20 protein-coding genes are annotated in these 17547 nt (G+C 47.5%); all 20 read left to right on the forward strand.

The genetic code is table 11. The features are described 5' to 3' along the window. The first annotated feature begins 3 nt into the window (after positions 1 to 3). Positions 4 to 717, forward strand: a complete 714-nt coding sequence (locus K4H28_RS05645; protein WP_221007403.1) for a succinate dehydrogenase iron-sulfur subunit — start codon at positions 4 to 6, stop codon at positions 715 to 717. 63 nt (positions 718 to 780) lie between these two features. Beyond that, the gene (locus K4H28_RS05650) at positions 781 to 1029 is read left to right on the forward strand and encodes an FAD assembly factor SdhE (protein WP_221007404.1); all 249 of its coding nucleotides are present in this window, start codon (positions 781 to 783) and stop codon (positions 1027 to 1029) included. Between the two features lie 36 nt (positions 1030 to 1065). Beyond that, the gene (gene gltA / locus K4H28_RS05655) at positions 1066 to 2352 is read left to right on the forward strand and encodes a citrate synthase (RefSeq protein WP_221007405.1); all 1287 of its coding nucleotides are present in this window, start codon (positions 1066 to 1068) and stop codon (positions 2350 to 2352) included. Between the two features lie 123 nt (positions 2353 to 2475). Beyond that, on the forward strand, positions 2476 to 5283 hold the full coding sequence (locus tag K4H28_RS05660) for a 2-oxoglutarate dehydrogenase E1 component (RefSeq protein WP_221007406.1): 2808 nt from the start codon (positions 2476 to 2478) through the stop codon (positions 5281 to 5283). Positions 5284 to 5370: 87 nt separating this feature from the next. Continuing rightward, the gene (odhB, locus tag K4H28_RS05665) at positions 5371 to 6555 is read left to right on the forward strand and encodes a 2-oxoglutarate dehydrogenase complex dihydrolipoyllysine-residue succinyltransferase (RefSeq protein ID WP_221007407.1); all 1185 of its coding nucleotides are present in this window, start codon (positions 5371 to 5373) and stop codon (positions 6553 to 6555) included. A gap of 83 nt (positions 6556 to 6638) precedes the next feature. Continuing rightward, positions 6639 to 8072 (forward strand): dihydrolipoyl dehydrogenase, encoded by a 1434-nt coding sequence (gene lpdA, locus K4H28_RS05670; RefSeq protein WP_221007408.1) that lies wholly within the window; start codon positions 6639 to 6641, stop codon positions 8070 to 8072. 200 nt (positions 8073 to 8272) lie between these two features. Continuing rightward, on the forward strand, positions 8273 to 9442 hold the full coding sequence (gene sucC, locus K4H28_RS05675) for an ADP-forming succinate--CoA ligase subunit beta (RefSeq protein WP_221007409.1): 1170 nt from the start codon (positions 8273 to 8275) through the stop codon (positions 9440 to 9442). A gap of 28 nt (positions 9443 to 9470) precedes the next feature. Then, entirely contained in the window at positions 9471 to 10355 is an 885-nt protein-coding gene (gene sucD, locus K4H28_RS05680; RefSeq protein ID WP_221007410.1) for a succinate--CoA ligase subunit alpha, read from the forward strand. Positions 10356 to 10506: 151 nt separating this feature from the next. Further along, the gene (locus K4H28_RS05685; protein ID WP_221007411.1) at positions 10507 to 11277 is read left to right on the forward strand and encodes a substrate-binding periplasmic protein; all 771 of its coding nucleotides are present in this window, start codon (positions 10507 to 10509) and stop codon (positions 11275 to 11277) included. Positions 11278 to 11381: 104 nt separating this feature from the next. Then, entirely contained in the window at positions 11382 to 11681 is a 300-nt protein-coding gene (locus K4H28_RS05690) for an ElaB/YgaM/YqjD family protein (protein ID WP_221007412.1), read from the forward strand. Beyond that, entirely contained in the window at positions 11682 to 12059 is a 378-nt protein-coding gene (locus tag K4H28_RS05695) for a phage holin family protein (protein ID WP_221007413.1), read from the forward strand. Continuing rightward, the gene (locus tag K4H28_RS05700; RefSeq protein ID WP_221007414.1) at positions 12059 to 12325 is read left to right on the forward strand and encodes a hypothetical protein; all 267 of its coding nucleotides are present in this window, start codon (positions 12059 to 12061) and stop codon (positions 12323 to 12325) included. Before K4H28_RS05695 ends, K4H28_RS05700 begins: the two co-directional genes overlap by 1 nt. Before the next feature lie 50 nt (positions 12326 to 12375). Continuing rightward, the gene (cysM, locus tag K4H28_RS05705) at positions 12376 to 13254 is read left to right on the forward strand and encodes a cysteine synthase CysM (RefSeq protein ID WP_221007415.1); all 879 of its coding nucleotides are present in this window, start codon (positions 12376 to 12378) and stop codon (positions 13252 to 13254) included. Beyond that, entirely contained in the window at positions 13251 to 13526 is a 276-nt protein-coding gene (locus tag K4H28_RS05710) for a SemiSWEET transporter (protein ID WP_221007416.1), read from the forward strand. Before cysM ends, K4H28_RS05710 begins: the two co-directional genes overlap by 4 nt. Beyond that, on the forward strand, positions 13523 to 14395 hold the full coding sequence (locus K4H28_RS05715; RefSeq protein WP_221007417.1) for a 3',5'-nucleoside bisphosphate phosphatase: 873 nt from the start codon (positions 13523 to 13525) through the stop codon (positions 14393 to 14395). The genes K4H28_RS05710 and K4H28_RS05715 overlap by 4 nt, the downstream gene beginning before the upstream one ends. 44 nt (positions 14396 to 14439) lie before the next feature. After that, positions 14440 to 15063 carry an L-threonylcarbamoyladenylate synthase gene (locus K4H28_RS05720; protein WP_221007418.1) on the forward strand — a complete coding sequence of 208 codons (624 nt, stop codon included), beginning with the start codon at positions 14440 to 14442 and terminating at the stop codon, positions 15061 to 15063. 23 nt (positions 15064 to 15086) lie between these two features. After that, positions 15087 to 15731 carry a site-2 protease family protein gene (locus K4H28_RS05725; RefSeq protein WP_221007419.1) on the forward strand — a complete coding sequence of 215 codons (645 nt, stop codon included), beginning with the start codon at positions 15087 to 15089 and terminating at the stop codon, positions 15729 to 15731. A 10-nt stretch (positions 15732 to 15741) separates the two neighbouring features. Continuing rightward, on the forward strand, positions 15742 to 16101 hold the full coding sequence (locus K4H28_RS05730) for a hypothetical protein (RefSeq protein WP_221007420.1): 360 nt from the start codon (positions 15742 to 15744) through the stop codon (positions 16099 to 16101). Then, positions 16098 to 16931 carry a segregation and condensation protein A gene (locus K4H28_RS05735; RefSeq protein WP_221007421.1) on the forward strand — a complete coding sequence of 278 codons (834 nt, stop codon included), beginning with the start codon at positions 16098 to 16100 and terminating at the stop codon, positions 16929 to 16931. The genes K4H28_RS05730 and K4H28_RS05735 overlap by 4 nt, the downstream gene beginning before the upstream one ends. Beyond that, on the forward strand, positions 16928 to 17461 hold the full coding sequence (scpB, locus tag K4H28_RS05740) for an SMC-Scp complex subunit ScpB (RefSeq protein WP_221007422.1): 534 nt from the start codon (positions 16928 to 16930) through the stop codon (positions 17459 to 17461). Before K4H28_RS05735 ends, scpB begins: the two co-directional genes overlap by 4 nt. Positions 17462 to 17547: the final 86 nt, after the last annotated feature.

Below are 17547 nucleotides of genomic sequence, written 5' to 3' on the forward strand. Positions count from 1 at the left end.
GCTATGACTACCCAAACCGTAAATTTTCGCGTTTATCGTTACGATCCAGATAAAGACGCTAAGCCGTACATGCAAGACATTAGCGTTGAAGTGGATACCACCACTGAACGCAAGCTGCTCGATGCGCTGGTAAAACTGAAAGTCGTTGATGAATCGTTGTCATTCCGCCGTTCATGCCGCGAAGGCGTGTGTGGTTCGGATGCAATGAACATCAATGGCAAAAATGGTCTGGCCTGTATTACCGACATCGACACGCTTAAACAGCCGATTGAAGTTCGTCCATTGCCAGGTTTGCCAGTAATTCGTGACTTGATCGTCGATATGACTCAGTTCTTCAAGCAATATCATTCGATCAAGCCGTACGTGATCAACGACAGCCCTGCGCCAGACCGTGAACGCTTGCAAAGCCAAGAAGATCGTAAAGAACTTGATGGCTTGTACGAGTGTATTCTGTGCGCTTGCTGTTCGACTTCATGCCCATCATTCTGGTGGAATCCTGACAAGTTCGTTGGACCCGCTGGTTTGCTTGCTGCGTACCGCTTTATTGCTGATACGCGTGACGAGGCTACCAGCGAACGCTTGGATAACTTAGAAGATCCATATCGTTTGTTCCGCTGCCATAGCATCATGAACTGTGTTGACGTTTGTCCGAAAGAGCTTAATCCGACCAAAGCGATTGGTAAGATTAAAGACTTGATGGTAAAACGCATTAGTTGATGGGTATTGCCATCTAGGCATTAATAAAAAATGGCTGGGTGGTTATACCCTTAGGGGTTGAAGATGGATGAAGTAGAACTAAAGCGGATTATTTGGCGCTCACGTCGTGGATTATTAGAGTTGGATTTGCAACTAGAGCGTTTTGTTTCGGATGTTCTACCCACTTTATCTGAGTCTGAATTGGCCGTGTATGAGCAAGTTTTAATGCTGCCAGACTGGGACTTTTTAGAGTATGTCAACGGTAAGTCGGTGTGTCCTGATGCACAGCTTGCCGTGATGATTGAGCGCATCAGCGCCGCAAACAGTAAATAATGGCTTACGCCGAATTGTTTAACAGGAGTCTTATAGATGGATAAGAAAGTCACGCTGACGTACAACGACGGACAAAATACGCTCGATTTCCCAATTTTAGAGAGCACATTAGGTCCTGATGTTGTAGATATCCGTAAGTTTTCACAAACGGGGATGTTTACTTTTGACCCAGGCTTTTTGGCAACATCAAGCTGCGAATCAAAAATCACTTTTATTGATGGTGACTTGGGCCAGTTGTACTACCGTGGCTATCCTATCGAGCAATTGGCAGAAGAAGCTGATTACCTCGAAGTATGCTACCTGTTGATCAATGGCGAATTGCCAAACGCAGCACAAAAAGCTGAGTTTGAAAAAACCGTCATGAGCCACACGATGATTCACGAGCAATTGACAGCTTTCTTCAAGGGCTTCCGTCGTGACTCACATCCAATGGCGATGATGGTGGGTGTTGTTGGCGCTCTGTCTGCGTTCTATCAAGACAGTTTGGATATCACCAACGAAGAGCATCGCAAAGTAGCGATTTTCCGCTTAATCTCGAAAATCCCAACTATTGCCGCAATGTGCTACCGCTACAACCAAGGCCTGCCATTCGTTTACCCTCGTAACGATTTGAGCTACACCGCGAACTTCATGCACATGATGTTCTCTACGCCTTGCGAAGAATACAAACCAAATCCAGTACTAGTTCGCGCACTCGATGTGATCTTCACATTGCATGCTGACCACGAACAAAACGCTTCAACTTCAACGGTTCGTTTGGCAGGCTCATCAGGTGCAAATCCATTTGCATGTATCGCTGCTGGTATCGCTTGCCTATGGGGCCCATCACACGGTGGTGCTAATGAGGCCGTATTGGTGATGCTGGATGAAATCGGTTCAGTTGAAAACGTACCTGCATTTATGGAAGGCGTGAAGGCGAAAACGCATAAATTGATGGGCTTTGGTCACCGTGTTTATAAAAACACCGACCCACGCGCCAATGTAATGCGCCGCATTTGTCACGAAGTCTTGAATGAAATGGGCCTACAAAACGATCCGAAATTCAAATTGGCAATGGAATTGGAAAAAATCGCTTTGGAAGATCCGTACTTCATCGAGCGTAAATTGTATCCAAACGTGGACTTCTACTCAGGTATCGTTCAATCGGCCTTGGGTATCCCAGTGCCGATGTTTACAGTGATCTTTGCTTTGGCCCGTACGGTAGGTTGGATTAGCCACTGGAATGAAATGATTTCGGATCCAGGCATGAAAATCGGTCGTCCTCGCCAGCAATATACCGGCGCTGAAAAACGCGACTATGTACCTATGGATAAACGCGGCTAAGACCTCGTTCCTGCGCCCTGATGATGTTGTCGGGGCGTAGCTGCATTGACCGGCCTTACTGCTATTTGCAAAGTATTTGCATCAGCTTGCAAGTAGGGCGGATAAAAACTGGAATACACGGCAATGATGAAAGAACTCGAAACAAATTCTCAGCTTTTTGGCGGGAACGCTCCGTTCGTAGAAGACCTCTACGAACAATATTTGTTTGATCCAACTTCAGTGGATGCTGAATGGCGCGCTTATTTTGATAAGTTGCAAATGACACCAGGTTCGGCTGCGCGTGATATCGCACGTGCGCCAATCGAAGAGTCATTCCGTCAGTTGGCCAAGCAACCGATCCGCGCTGCGGGCGTGGTAGATGAAGTTGCAATTGAACGTCAAGTTAATTTACTTCGTTTGATTTCGGCCTACCGGATTATGGGTAGTCGTGGTGCGCAATTGGATCCATTGGAAAGAATGGATAAAGTGCCAATGCCACAATTGGATCCTAAAACGCACAACTTGTCTGATAGTGACATGGCTGTGAAGTTGGGTACCAATATTGTCGGTCTTGAGCGCGCAACACCTGCTGAAGTATTGAGCTTCTTAAAGCAAACCTATTGCGGCAACATCGGTTTGGAATACATGCACGTTACTAACGCAGAAGAGCGCGCATGGGTGCAAGAATTCTTTGAATCGCGTCGTTCGCAACCGAGCTTTAATGTTGAGCAGAAAAAACGCATTTTGAAGCAAGTAACTGCCGCCGAAACGCTAGAACAGTATTTGCATAAAAAATATGTCGGTCAAAAACGCTTCTCGCTCGAGGGCGGCGATTCAATGATCCCTGCGGTGGATTATTTGGCGCAAGCTGCGGGTGCGTCTGGCGTGCAAGAAATCGTCATCGGCATGGCCCATCGTGGTCGTTTGAATATGCTGGTGAACATCCTTGGTAAACAACCACGTGATTTGTTTGGCGAGTTTGAAGGTCGTTACGATACTTCGCTTGCATCGGGTGACGTTAAATACCATATGGGTTTTAGCTCGGACATCCCAACTGCGGGTGGACCATTGCATTTGACCTTGGCATTTAATCCATCGCATTTGGAAATCGTTAACCCAGTGGTTGAAGGTTCTGTACGTGCACGCCAACATCGCCGTAAAGACTTAACGGGCGATCAAGTGTTGCCATTGTTAATTCATGGTGATTCTGCGTTTATTGGCTTGGGTACCAATCAAGGTACTTTCAATATGTCGCAAACGCGTGGTTACGGTACGGGTGGTACGGTACATTTGGTGATCAATAACCAAGTGGGCTTTACGACTTCTGATATTCGCGACAATCGTTCGACGATCTACAGTACTGACATCGCTAAAATGGTTGAGGCGCCAATTTTCCACGTGAATGGCGATGATCCAGAAGCTGTATGTTTGGTGACAGATGCTGCGCTGAAATACCGTCAGAAATTCCACAAAGACGTTGTTATTGACCTCGTTTGCTATCGTAAACACGGCCACAATGAGGCGGATGATCCATTTGTAACTCAGCCAATGATGTATCGCCAAGTATCGAAGCATCCTGGTGCACGTCGTAAATACGCCGATCGTTTGATTGCAGAAGGCGTAGTTTCTGCGGCAGAAGCGGATGGCATGATTCAAGCCTATCGTGATGCATTGGATCGCGGTGAACACGTTGAAAAAACAACGCTGACTGATTACAAACGTTCACACGCAATTGACTGGTCAAAATACTTGGGTACGCACTGGCGTCAGCCTGTGGTGACTGCAGTACCGAAAGCTGACTTGGTACGCTTGACGGAAAAATTCACCACAATTCCTGAAGGCTTCAAATTACGTCCTAACGTTGAGAAAATCATCAACGAACGTAAAGCCATGGTTGCTGGTGATGTTCCGGTTGATTTTGGCATGGCTGAGCATCTTGCTTACGCTACATTGTTGACCGAAGGTCATGGTGTGCGCTTGTCGGGTGAAGACTCAGGTCGTGGCACGTTTAATCACCGTCATGCCGTTTTACACGATCAAAATCGTGAAAAATGGGATCACGGCGTACATACACCGCTGCAAAACTTGTCTGAAAACCAAGCTCCGTTCCGCGTGATTGATTCAATCTTGAACGAAGAAGCGGTGTTGGCCTTTGAATATGGTTATGCTTGCTCTGAGCCGAGTGAATTGGTGATCTGGGAAGCGCAGTTTGGCGATTTCGCCAATGGCGCGCAAGTGGTAATCGACCAGTTTATTACTTCTGGCGAAACTAAGTGGGGTCGTCTGTGTGGTCTCACCATGGTCTTGCCGCACGGCTACGATGGTCAAGGTCCAGAGCATTCTTCTGCACGCGTTGAGCGCTACTTGCAATTGTGTGCTGAGCACAACATACAAGTGTTGATGTTGTCTGAAGCGGCGCAAATGTACCATGCGCTACGTCGCCAAGTTTTGCGTCCTTATCGCAAGCCGTTGATTGTCATCATGAGCAAAAAACTCTTGAAGGCCAAAAATGCAGCGAGCCCAATCGAGCACTTCACAAGCGGTGAATTCCGTTCTGTGATTGGTGAGGCGCAAGAATTGGATGCGAAGAAAGTAAAACGTGTGATCTGCTGTTCAGGTCAAGTGTATTACGATCTATTGGCTGGGCGCGAAGAGCGAGACATCAAAGACATTGCCATTGTTCGGGTTGAGCAGCTTTATCCATTCCCTGCGGACGAACTCAAAGCCGAATTGAGCAAATTCCCGAATGCAAAAGAGATTATGTGGGCGCAAGAAGAACCGCGTAATCAAGGCGCATGGCATCAATTGCGTCACCGCTTGGAAGATGTGCTTGAAAGCAAACAAATATTGCAATACGCAGGTCGTCCATCATCAGCGTCACCGGCAGTGGGTTATATGAGCAAGCACAATGCACAGCTTAAAGCCTTGGTCGAAGAAGCGATGAAACTGTAAATCCAACGCGGCGTTCACATTTGTGCTCGCCGCGTCTTGTTGAATACTCACTTGAATGCGTCTTAGCCAAGATCACTGGAGTTAAAAATGATTGTAGAAGTCTTAGTGCCTCAATTGCCGGAATCAGTATCAGAAGCCACTTTGGTTTCATGGAAGAAAAAAGTGGGCGAAGCTGTTGCTCGCGATGAAAATTTGATTGACCTTGAAACCGATAAAGTGGTTTTAGAAATCCCTGCGCAACAAGCCGGCGTATTGGTTGAAATCGTTGAGCAAGACGGCGCCACTGTTGGTAGTTTACAAATCATTGCGAAAATTGACACGACTGCTGTTGCTCAAGCTGCGCCAGCCGCTGCTGCGCCTGCAGCTGTTGCAGCTGCAGCTGTTGCAGCGCCAGCCGCCGCTGGTGTTGTAGGTATGCCTGCCGCGAAAAAACTTGCTGCAGATGCGGGTGTTAATCTCGCTGATGTAGCAGGCACTGGCCGCGATGGTCGCGTCTTAAAAGAAGACGTACAAAATCATTTGAGCAAACCAACAGCAGCCGCAGCTGCTCCGGTGGCTACACCAATTGGTGATCGTCCAGAGCAACGTGTTCCGATGAGCCGCTTGCGTGCTCGTGTGGCTGAGCGTTTGATTGAATCACAACAAACCAATGCCATCCTGACCACGTTCAACGAAGTGAACATGAAGCCAGTGATGGACTTGCGCAATAAATACAAAGACAAGTTCGAAAAAGAGCACGGCGTTAAGTTGGGCTTTATGGGTTTCTTTGTGAAAGCCGTTGTTGCTGCGCTGAAAAAATACCCAATCGTGAATGCATCGGTTGATGGCAAAGATATTGTTTATCACGGTTACTTTGATATCGGTGTAGCAGTAGGTAGCCCACGTGGTTTGGTGGTGCCAATTATTCGTAATGCTGATCAATTGTCTTTGGCTGATATCGAAAAAACCATCGCTGACTTTGGTAAACGTGCACAAGAAGGTAAATTGGGCGTTGAAGAGTTGACTGGCGGTACATACACAATCTCTAACGGCGGCACGTTTGGCTCGATGATGTCGACGCCAATTATCAACCCACCGCAATCAGCGATCTTGGGCATGCATGCGACCAAAGAGCGTGCGATGGTTGTGAATGGTCAAATCGTTGCCTTGCCAATGATGTACCTCGCTCAGTCTTACGATCACCGCATTATTGATGGTCGTGAAGCGGTATTGGCTCTGGTGGCAATTAAAGACGCGATCGAAGATCCAGCACGTTTATTGCTTGATTTGTAATATTGAATGGGTATATTGGCGTAGCCGATATACCCTAATGTCTGCATTAAAATACCCTTGTGGGTTAATGATGGAATTTAAACATGTCGAAATCTTTTGACGTTGTCGTGATTGGTGCAGGCCCTGGTGGTTATATCGCTGCAATTCGCGCGGCACAATTGGGCTTTAATACCGCTTGTATCGATGAATTTAAGAATAAAGAAGGTAAAGCCTCGCTTGGCGGCACCTGCTTGAATGTGGGTTGCATTCCTTCAAAAGCTTTGCTCGAATCTTCAGAGAATGTTGAGCGCGTTGAGCATAAATTTGCTGCGCACGGCATTACCGTTGAAGGCATGAAGTTTGACGTGAGCAAAATGCTCGAACGTAAAAACGGTATTGTCAGCAAATTGACGCAAGGTATCGGCTATTTGTTCAAAAAGAACAAGGTTGATAGCTTGCACGGTCACGGCAAAATCGTTGGTCGCGTTGGCGATAAATGGCAGCTTGAAGTGACTGATGGCGACCAAGTTGAAGTCGTTGAAACCACGCATGTGATCATCGCAACTGGCTCTACACCACGTCAATTGCCACAAGCGCCAGTAGATAACATTTTGGTCTTGGATAACGACGGTGCATTGTCGATTCCTGCTGTGCCAAAACGACTTGGCGTCATTGGCGCTGGCGTTATCGGTTTGGAAATGGGCTCAGTGTGGAAACGCTTGGGCGCAGAAGTCACCATCCTCGAAGGCGCGCCTGGCTTCTTGTTGGCTGCCGATGAAGCGATAGCCAAGGAAGCGCACAAGATTTTCACTAAAGATTTGGGCTTGGTTATCAAAACGAGTCTAAAAATCGGCAATATCACCAAAGGTGAAAACGACGTAACCGTTGAATACACCGATGGCGAAGGTAATGCGTTTACCGAAGTGTTCGATAAATTGATCGTTTCAATTGGTCGTTTGCCAAACACATGGAATCTGGCTGCTGAATCCGTCGGTTTGCCGCTCGATGAGCGTGGTTACGTGATTGTGGATGGCGATTGCCGCACTAACTTGCCAAACGTTTGGGCGGTTGGCGACGTAGTTCGTGGCCCGATGTTGGCGCACAAAGCATCTGAAGAAGGTGTTGCGGTCGCAGAGCGTATCGCTGGCCAACATCCACATATCGACTTTAATAATGTACCTTGGGTGATTTACACCAGTCCTGAAATGGCTTGGGTTGGTAAAACTGAGCAAGCATTGAAAGCGGAAGGCGTTGAGTATCGCAAAGGCCAGTTCCCATTTGGCCCAAATGGTCGTGCACTGGGCCTCGGTGAGACGGCTGGTTTCGTAAAAATGCTAGCTTGCGCGAAAACAGATCGTATTTTGGGCGTACATATTATTGGCCCATTTGCATCTGAGTTGATTACTGAAGCCGTAGTGGCGATGGAATTCAATGCGTCAAGTGAAGACATCGCTCGTATTGTTCATGCACATCCTTCATTGTCTGAAGCTTTGCATGAAGCAGCGCTTGGTGTTGATAAACGCGGTCTGCATTCGTAAGTAGATAAGCAAAAGTTTTCTTGCATCGTTGTCTCGTCTTGCCGTGCTTGAATGTACTGTCTGCGACTTCGATGCCTTGCCATAAAACTTTTGCACAAGTTATTAAATGTATTGGTGGATATTTTTTATATCCACCGGTGGTACCTAAAGGGGGCGCTAAGTCCTCGCTATAACACTCTCCTCAAAAAGGATTAATAGAGATGAATCTGCACGAATACCAAGCCAAGGAATTATTGGCTAAGTACGGTTTGCCAGTACAACGTGGCATTTTGGCGACGACTGGTGAAGAAGCTGCTGCTGCATATGACGCATTGGGCGGCAAATTTGCGGTAGTTAAAGCACAAGTTCATGCTGGTGGCCGTGGTAAAGCGGGTGGCGTGAAAGTGGTGAAAAGCCGCGAAGAAGCGGCGGCTGAAGCCACTCGTTTGATTGGCACTAATTTAGTGACGTATCAAACTGATGCTGACGGCCAGCCAGTTCATAGTGTATTGGTGTGCGAAGACATGTACCCAGTAACACGTGAACTGTACCTTGGTGCAGTAGTAGATCGCAGCTCACAACGCATTGTGTTCATGGTTTCAACTGAAGGTGGTGTTGAGATCGAGAAAGTGGCTGAAGAAACGCCAGAAAAAATCATCAAAGTTACAGTTGATCCACTTGTTGGCATGCAACCATTCCAAGCACGCGATTGCGCGTTTGCCTTGGGTTTGGAAGGCAAGCAAGTTACTCATTTCACTAAAATGATGTTGGGCGCTGCTGAAGCATTCATCGCTAATGACTTCGCTTTGTTTGAAATCAACCCATTGGCACTGCGTGAAAACGGCGAATTGTGCTGCGTTGACGCGAAAATCGGTTTGGATTCAAACGCTTTGTACCGTCACCCAGAATTGCTCGCTCAACGCGATAAGTCACAAGAGAACGAGCGCGAAGTGAAAGCTTCTGAGTTCGAACTCAACTATGTGGCTTTGGAAGGCAATATCGGTTGTATGGTCAACGGCGCTGGCTTAGCCATGGCGACGATGGACATCATCAAACTGAAAGGCGGCCAACCGGCTAACTTCTTGGACGTTGGTGGCGGCGCAACGAAAGAACGCGTTATCGAAGCATTCAAATTGATCTTGGCTGATTCGTCAGTGAAAGGCGTTTTGATCAATATCTTCGGTGGTATTGTGCGTTGCGACATGATCGCTGAAGCGATTATCGCAGCAGTGAAAGAAGTGAACGTGACTGTGCCTGTTGTGGTTCGTCTGGAAGGTAACAACGCTGAACTCGGCGCGAAAATCTTGGATGAGTCAGGCTTGAAACTCGTTTCAGCCCAAGGCTTGAACGATGCAGCTGAGAAAATCGTTGCTGCTGTTGCAGCCTTGTAATTACCAGCACGGATAAAAGGAAAAGACCATGAGCGTTTTGGTTAATAAAGATACAAAAGTGCTGGTGCAAGGTTTCACCGGTAAAAACGGTACTTTCCACGCAGAGCAAGCGTTGAAAGTAGGTACAAAAGTTGTTGGTGGTGTAACACCAGGCAAAGGTGGCTCTGAGCACCTTGGCTTGCCAGTGTTCAACACCATGCGCGATGCTGTTGCGCAAACTCAAGCTGATACTTCAGTCATCTACGTACCTGCTGCATTCGCTAAAGATTCAATTCTTGAAGCGGTAAATGCGGGTGTTAAATTGATCGTATGTATCACTGAAGGCGTACCAACGCTGGATATGTTGTACGTGAAAAAAGCGGTTGATGAAGCGGGTATCCGTCTGATCGGCCCTAACTGCCCAGGTATTATCACTCCGGGCGAGTGCAAGATCGGTATTATGCCGTGGCACATCCACAACCCAGGTCGTATCGGTATCGTTTCACGTTCTGGTACATTGACTTATGAAGCTGTTGCGCAAACGACTGCGCTTGGCTTGGGTCAATCAACTTGTATCGGTATCGGTGGCGACCCAATCCCAGGTCTCTCGCACATCGACGCATTGAAATTGTTCCAAGACGATCCTGATACTGACGCGATCGTGATGATCGGTGAGATCGGTGGTTCGGCTGAAGAAGAAGCGGCTGAATTTGCTAAGTCTTACGTGACTAAGCCTGTTGTTGGTTACATCGCAGGTGTAACTGCGCCGAAAGGCAAACGTATGGGCCACGCTGGCGCGATCATCTCTGGCGGTAAAGGCACTGCAGAAGAGAAATTCAAAGCGTTTGAACAAGCTGGTATTGCATACACACGCAGCCCAGCTGAGATCGGCAAAACAATGTTTGAATTGCTGAAATCAAAAGGCATGATCTAATTATTTAGATTGGTCACTAAAGTTAAAGCCACCCTATAGGGTGGCTTTTTTTTTACGTTCGTATTTTAGGTGCGGTTTAATAAAAATGGATGGCTTTGCTTACATTTTCAAACTATACAGTTGTTAACTTTGTTTTGTGCAGGTGCGCGCCATGTTAAAGCTGATTCGGCAGATCGTACTTTTGTTGTGCGTGATGCCTTATGTTTTGGCGGAGACGATAACAATCAATGCTGAAGATGACTGGGCGCCATTTTCTTCAATTACGGCAAATAAAAAAAGTGCGGAAGGATTGTCGGTTGACTTAGTTCGCGCTGCGTTTGCAACTCAAGGTGTCGAGGTCCGCTTTATGCCTGTACCGTTTGCACGCTGTTTGTTTGAGGTGGAGCATGGGCAGGCGGTTGCGTGTTTTAATGCGTCGATTACTGAAGAGAACAAAGAAAAATTCCTCTGGCCAAGTCTGCCCTTACTGAGTGAAGGTTTGTCTATTTTGGCTCTGAGCGAGACTGCTTTACAAAACTTGGGCCCTAAAGATTTAGAGGGGTACGTTGTTGGTACTACCAACGGTTACACGTATCCAACTTCATTGATGCGAAATAAGAAAATCAGCAAAGATGTTTCGCGGACTGATGCCGTTCAGTTAAAAAAGCTAATGAGCCGACGCATTCAATACGCAATTATCAATACAACACCCGCGCAGTTAATGATCAATGCAGATCCAGTAATGCGTGGAAAGATCAAAATTGTAGGCTCGGTTGAGTTAAGTCTTTTGTATTTGAATTTCTCAAAAAAACATCCCGATGCACCTCGATTGTTGGCTGCTTTTGAAAGAGGCCTAAAAACGATTCAATCGAATGGTACGTATGCACGGATTCGGCGTGATTTTAATGAGCGGCTTGGCTTACTGCCGCAACATGGAAAATAACAACGGATTACGGTAGTATTTTTTAATGGTATATATTACCTGTGCAAGGCTGAGTACTCCTGTTAGTATGAAGTCTTGAATTTAATTCTTACTTGGAGTTTCTTATGTCGCAAGTTGAATCGATGTTGATTGATGAAGCCAAAGATGTACTTCGTGAAACCGCTGATCTAATCGAAGCGGCGGCGAATGCAAATCCAGAAGAATCAAAGAAAATCTACGCCAAGATCGCTGAAAATTTACAAAGCGCTAAGCATCGACTAGTCGAGATTGAATCCGTTGCCGTAGAGAAAGCAAAAGTAGCCGCGAAAAAGACCGATGAATTCGTGCAAGCACATCCGTGGCAAGCAGTCGGTGTCGGTGCAGCGGTAGGTCTATTAATTGGTTTCTTGGCCGCACGTCGCTAAATGAGTTCTACTATTCGATCTGCATTAGGCGGTTTAATTTCCGCCCGGTTTTCTTTGTTCGGACTTGAGCTGCGTGATGAGTTGGACCGATTAGCAGTCATGATCGCATTTGCGATTGCGGCTGCTTTTTTATTGGTCATGGCTTTGGGGTTTCTTGGTCTGGCGGTGTTGTTCGGTTTTTGGGAGTTTCGGATTTTAATTAGCGCTGTTTTTGCTTTGATTTTTACTGGCTTGGGCTTGTTTGCTTGGTGGAAGCTGAATGCATTAATGACGTGTTTGAGTTCACCATTTCCATTGACGAGCGAAGAGTTTGCACAGGACAAGAAATTAATCAATGCTGCATTTTCTACGCCACGACTTGATCCAGAGGCAGAATAATGGCCAATCCAATTCGTGAACAAAAAAAGCAGCAGTTGGTGTTTCGCTCACAATTACACCGCTTGCAATTAGAAACTAAATTGTTAGAGTCTAGGCGGCCTTTGAGCGTGGCGAGTTCATTTATGGGCGGCATTGCGTCATGGGGCTTTCTGAGCCGTATCGCTGGTGGAATGGCGCAGATTCATCCAGCATTAGGGCGGCTTGCGCAAGGTGCAAAGATCGTTAGTGTACTCATTGCTGTGGCGCGATTATTACGTAACAAATGAACTTAACGCCATGGGCTTGCGTATAATCATGCGACCCATGGAGTGAACGCATGTTTAAGTATTTAGAAGATTTTGTTGGTAATACACCGCTTGTCAAACTCAAACGTATTCCCGGTGCAACGAGCAATACGATCCTTGTAAAACTGGAAGGCAATAATCCCGCTGGTTCGGTAAAAGATCGTCCGGCGCTATCTATGATTCGGCATGCCCAAATGCGCGGTGATATTAAGCCAGGCGACACCCTGATTGAAGCCACGAGTGGTAATACTGGCATTGCGCTGGCAATGGCTGCCGCAATGATGGGTTACCGCATGGTTTTACTGCTGCCTAAAAATTCCAGTATTGAACGCGTACAAGCCATGAAGGCCTACGGTGCTGAAGTGATTTTGGCTGAAGGCATGGAAGCCGCGCGTGATCAAGCTGAGTTGATGGTCAAGGCGGGGCAGGGCTTGATATTAGATCAGTTTTCTAACCCCGATAATCCACTCGCGCATTACGAAAGCACTGGTCCTGAAATCTGGCGCGACACGGCTGGTACGGTCACGCATTTTGTCTCGAGTATGGGCACTACGGGTACGATTATGGGGACGCGCCGCTACTTAAAAGAGCAAAATCCGAATATTCAAATTGTCGGTGTGCAGCCTTGTGATGGTGCGCAAATCCCCGGTATTCGTAAGTGGACGCCTGAATATGTGCCCGCCATCTGCAATTTTGATTTGATCGATCGCATGATGGAAGTGAATCAGCCTGAGGCCGAAGAGATGACGCGGCGATTGGCGCGCGAAGAAGGCATTTTTGCAGGCATCTCATCGGGCGGCGCACTGTGTGCTGCCTTGGCTTTATCGGAAACGGTTGAGAATGCCGTCATCGTGAGTATTGTTTGTGATCGTGGCGATCGATATTTATCGACCGGAGTGTTTCCCGCATGAATGCCAGTCATATTGAATGGTTAGGCTTGGTTGCTGGAGCATTAACAACGACCGCTTTTGTGCCACAAGTCTGGCATGTATGGAAACGAAAGTCGGCCAAAGACATCTCATTGGGAATGTATAGTCTATTTGTGCTGGGGGTGGCTTTGTGGCTAGGGTATGGCTTGCTGGCCAACGCGATGCCTGTTGTTGTGGCTAATACCATAACTTTGATTTTGGCTGGTGCAGTCTTAGTCATGAAACTGATTTTTGATGCTAAGGATAAACAATGACTCCAGTTGATTTGCACTGCCATTCTAATATTTCGGATGGCTTGTTGCCGCCGGACGAAGTGGTGCGCAAAGCGCATGCCCGTGGCTGCCAATTATTGGCGCTGACTGATCATGATGACGTACGCGGCTTGCCATTGGCGCGCAAAACAGCGGATGAACTCGGACTGCAGTTTGTTAATGGTGTTGAGATTTCGGTGAGCTGGGGCAAGCATACACTACATGTGGTTGGGCTTGGCTTTGATGATACCAATCCTGAATTGCTGGCAGGTTTAGCTAGCGTTCGTGCGGGTCGTGCTGAGCGTGCCGAGCGAATGGCAAAAGGCCTAGAAAAGCTCGGCATGACCGGCGTGCTGGAAGGCTCACAAAAGTTTGCAGATAACCCAGAAATGATTAGCCGTACTCATTTTGCACGTTTCTTGGTTGAGTCAGGTCGCTGCAAAGACACGAAATCAGTATTCAAAAAATATCTCGTTCGCGGTAAACCTGGGTACGTTGAACACGAGTGGGCGCGTCTGCATGATGCCATTGATTGGATTCGTGGTGCTGGCGGTGTCGCGGTATTGGCGCACCCGAGTCGTTATGATTTAGGTAATGAAACCCTGCGCGTACTTTTAATTGAGTTTCAACGCATGGGCGGTGAGGCGATTGAAGTGGTTTCTGGTACGCACAGCATTGCCGATGTGGCGCGCTTTGGTCGTTTGGCTCAAGACTTTGGTTATCTTTGCTCTAGCGGTACGGATTACCATGCGACAGGCGAAGGCTCGCGAGAGCCTGGTTTGAATTCCGATTTGCCGATTGCTTGTGTGCCGGTGTGGGAGCGTTGGTTAAAAGCGCCTCTAGTGGATGTATTGCCCGCTAAGCTAAACTAAAAAATAGCTACAGAGCTATACCTAGATATTACTTTTGGATAAACATGTCACAATTTTTCTCAATTCATGCTGAAAATCCGCAGGCGCGTTTAATTAAACAAGCGGCTGATATTATTCGCAAAGGCGGATTGGTGATTTATCCCACCGACTCTTGCTATGCAATTGGCTGTTCATTGGATAATAAAAGCGGTGTTGATCGGATTCGTAAAATTCGGCAATTGGACGACAAGCATCACTTTACGCTGGCTTGTCGTGACTTGTCGCAATTAGGTAATTACGCTCGGGTCGACAATCAAGCGTTTCGTTTATTGAAGGCCGCGACGCCGGGTAGCTACACCTTTATTTTGTTGGCCACCAAAGAAGTGCCGCGCCGCGTATCGCATCCAAAAAAACTCACCATTGGTTTGAGAGTGCCCGATCATCCGGTGGCGCTGGCTTTGTTGGAAGAATTAGGTGAGCCATTATTGTCGAGTTCATTACTATTGCCGAACGAAGAGTTCCCAATGACGGATGCGTGGGAAATTCGCGACCGCCTTGAGCATGAAGTCGATTTGGTGATCGAAGGCGGTTATTGCGGTACTGATCCAACCACAGTGGTTGATTTGTCTGGCGATATGCCGATACTGATTCGCGAAGGCAAAGGCTCTTTGGCCCTTTTTAGCTTTTAAATTAAACGCATTGCAAAGGTTTTATGGAACTCAATACGATACAAATGGTTGCGGTTTGGGCGCTGCCGGTTTTATTTGCCATTACCGCGCACGAAGCCGCGCATGCTTATGCCGCGAAAAAACTGGGCGATCCAACGGCTTTTATGTTGGGGAGAATGACATTTAATCCGCTCAAGCATATTGATCCAGTGGGTACTATTTTGCTGCCATTGATTTGCGTGCTGCTACCGGGTGGTTTCTTATTTGGTTATGCCAAACCGGTTCCGGTTGATTTTAGTCGGCTCAAAAATCCGAAGCGCGATATGCGCTGGGTGGCGGTTGCAGGCCCGTTGGCGAATTTTGTAATGGCCTTTTTCTGGGCGCTGATGTTTAGTTTTTCTACGTCTTCGCTCAATGGTAGTTCATTTCAATTGCCTTTGGCTTTAATGTCACAAGCAGGTATTCAAATCAATGTGGTACTGATGGTGCTTAATTTGCTGCCGATTCCTCCGCTGGATGGTGGCCGAATTGCAGTATCTCTGTTGCCGCACCAACAGGCGAATATGCTATCCAAGGTTGAGCCCTATGGTTTCTTTATCTTGATTGGCTTATTGGTGACTGGCTTATTGGGTACGATTTTGGCACCACTGATGGCCATGGTGATGCGAGTCATTCAAATCGTTTTATAGGGTGATGCCGATGCGGGGGGTGATTTTTCCTGTTGTGTTGATTGTCATTGGGGCGGGTTGGTTGCTTAATGAAATCAATTATTTTCCTAGTGTGAGCTGGATTGTTATTCTGGGGCTATTGGTGGCCGGGATCGCTGTGCTGGCTCTTGAGGGGGTCAATAAGTCGACCATCGTGCTTGGCCCGATGCTGATTGCAGGTGCGGCAACTACATTTTTGCGCCAACAGTTTGGCTTGGGTTTGTCGGTTCAGTGGCCGGTACTACTGATTTTGTGTGGCTGCTTGATGCTTCTGGCCCGCTCCAAGTGGATCAAGCCTGCACCACCTAAGCCTTGGGAAAAACCGCAGCAATCGGTTACTCGGCAGGAATGATTGCTCAGATCGACGAATTAATTCCTCAAGCGCAGGTCTTCGCCCATGTTTTTGGCGAGCCTGTGCATCAACTGCCGCACGATTTATATATTCCACCTGAAGCCTTGCGGGTGTTGCTCGATGAGTTTGAAGGGCCGCTCGATTTGCTGTTGTATTTAATACGCAAGCAAAACATAGATATCTTAGACATCCCGATGGCGCAAGTGACAACGCAATACATGGCCTATGTACAGGCCATGGAGTCAAATCAGATCGAGCTTGCAGCCGAATACCTATTGATGGCAGCGATGTTGATTGAGATTAAATCGCGACTCTTAGTGCCCAGGCAGACTGAAAGCCATGATTTTATCGATGGGGCAGAAGACCCTCGCACGGAGTTGATGCGTCGTTTGATTGAGTACGAGCAGATCAAGCTCGCAGCACGTGCTTTGGATGCATTGCCGCAGGCCGAGCGTGACTTTACTTGGGTAAAGGTCTTGTTTGAACATGATTCAATTATCCCGTTGCCGACGGTCTCTGGCTTGGATTTAAAAGCCGCATGGCTTGGCCTTTTGGCGCGTAATAGCAATACCCAGCACCACGTCATTGCCAATGAGCAATTGTCAGTGCGTGCGCAGATGGCGCATATTTTGCGGGTGATCGCCAACGGACGCTATTATGAATTTGATGAGCTGTTTGATGGCTTGCAAGGCGTGCCTTTGTTGGTGGTGACGTTTATCGCACTACTGGAATTGGTCAAAGAACGCGCTATTACCGTGACCCAGTACGAACCTCTGTCGCCAATCTATGTGCAATTACTGAGTATGCAGCTTGGAAGTGATCAGTTATGAATTCCGTGGAATACAACAAAATCATTGAGACACTACTCTTAGTCAGCCAAGAGCCACTGACTGTGGCGCAAATCAGAAAAGTATTCAATGACAGCCTAAGTCACACCCAAGTCTTGCAGTGTTTGCTAGAGATTGGCCAGGGTTGGCAGGGCAAAGGTGTTGAGTTGATTGAATTGGCGAGTGGTTGGCGTTTTCGCGCTAAGCCAGAGATGCAAAGCTACATCACTCAACTCAACCCTGAAAGGCCGCCGCGCTATAGTCGTGCAGTGATGGAGACTTTGGCGATTATTGCCTACAAGCAGCCGGTGACGCGCGGCGAGATTGAAGAAATCCGTGGGGTCGCGGTTTCAAGTCAAATTATTCAAGCCTTAAAAGAGCGTGGCTGGTTGGATGTGGTCGGCCACAAAGAAGTGCCAGGGCGACCTGAGTTGCTGGCGACCAATCGTGCGTTTTTGTCTGATTTGGGCTTAAAAAGCTTGGCTGAATTACCGTCATTGGCGCAGCTCACTGAATTAGTTGCTGCCAATTAAGCCCTTGGTGCACCTCGCTTTGGGTGGCTGAGTCTAGCTAGGGCTTGATGTTGTTGGTAGTGCGTCGTATTTCGCTACATTCGCTA

Origin of the sequence: Deefgea tanakiae (assembly GCF_019665765.1) — a bacterium.
Classification (GTDB): domain Bacteria; phylum Pseudomonadota; class Gammaproteobacteria; order Burkholderiales; family Chitinibacteraceae; genus Deefgea; species Deefgea tanakiae.

Excerpts from the sequence above, each read along its gene's own strand:
- sucD (WP_221007410.1), top strand. The coding sequence starts at position 9,471 with ATGAGCGTTTTGGTTAATAAAGATACAAAAGTGCTGGTGCAAGGTTTC.
- odhB (WP_221007407.1), top strand. The coding sequence starts at position 5,371 with ATGATTGTAGAAGTCTTAGTGCCTCAATTGCCGGAATCAGTATCAGAA.
- gltA (WP_221007405.1), top strand. The coding sequence starts at position 1,066 with ATGGATAAGAAAGTCACGCTGACGTACAACGACGGACAAAATACGCTC.
- K4H28_RS05720 (WP_221007418.1), top strand. The coding sequence starts at position 14,440 with ATGTCACAATTTTTCTCAATTCATGCTGAAAATCCGCAGGCGCGTTTA.
- K4H28_RS05650 (WP_221007404.1), top strand. The coding sequence starts at position 781 with ATGGATGAAGTAGAACTAAAGCGGATTATTTGGCGCTCACGTCGTGGA.
- K4H28_RS05685 (WP_221007411.1), top strand. The coding sequence starts at position 10,507 with ATGTTAAAGCTGATTCGGCAGATCGTACTTTTGTTGTGCGTGATGCCT.
- K4H28_RS05645 (WP_221007403.1), top strand. The coding sequence starts at position 4 with ATGACTACCCAAACCGTAAATTTTCGCGTTTATCGTTACGATCCAGAT.
- K4H28_RS05735 (WP_221007421.1), top strand. The coding sequence starts at position 16,098 with ATGATTGCTCAGATCGACGAATTAATTCCTCAAGCGCAGGTCTTCGCC.
- scpB (WP_221007422.1), top strand. The coding sequence starts at position 16,928 with ATGAATTCCGTGGAATACAACAAAATCATTGAGACACTACTCTTAGTC.
- K4H28_RS05700 (WP_221007414.1), top strand. The coding sequence starts at position 12,059 with ATGGCCAATCCAATTCGTGAACAAAAAAAGCAGCAGTTGGTGTTTCGC.
- K4H28_RS05730 (WP_221007420.1), top strand. The coding sequence starts at position 15,742 with ATGCGGGGGGTGATTTTTCCTGTTGTGTTGATTGTCATTGGGGCGGGT.
- sucC (WP_221007409.1), top strand. The coding sequence starts at position 8,273 with ATGAATCTGCACGAATACCAAGCCAAGGAATTATTGGCTAAGTACGGT.
- K4H28_RS05725 (WP_221007419.1), top strand. The coding sequence starts at position 15,087 with ATGGAACTCAATACGATACAAATGGTTGCGGTTTGGGCGCTGCCGGTT.
- K4H28_RS05660 (WP_221007406.1), top strand. The coding sequence starts at position 2,476 with ATGATGAAAGAACTCGAAACAAATTCTCAGCTTTTTGGCGGGAACGCT.
- K4H28_RS05715 (WP_221007417.1), top strand. The coding sequence starts at position 13,523 with ATGACTCCAGTTGATTTGCACTGCCATTCTAATATTTCGGATGGCTTG.
- K4H28_RS05690 (WP_221007412.1), top strand. The coding sequence starts at position 11,382 with ATGTCGCAAGTTGAATCGATGTTGATTGATGAAGCCAAAGATGTACTT.
- lpdA (WP_221007408.1), top strand. The coding sequence starts at position 6,639 with ATGTCGAAATCTTTTGACGTTGTCGTGATTGGTGCAGGCCCTGGTGGT.
- K4H28_RS05695 (WP_221007413.1), top strand. The coding sequence starts at position 11,682 with ATGAGTTCTACTATTCGATCTGCATTAGGCGGTTTAATTTCCGCCCGG.
- cysM (WP_221007415.1), top strand. The coding sequence starts at position 12,376 with ATGTTTAAGTATTTAGAAGATTTTGTTGGTAATACACCGCTTGTCAAA.
- K4H28_RS05710 (WP_221007416.1), top strand. The coding sequence starts at position 13,251 with ATGAATGCCAGTCATATTGAATGGTTAGGCTTGGTTGCTGGAGCATTA.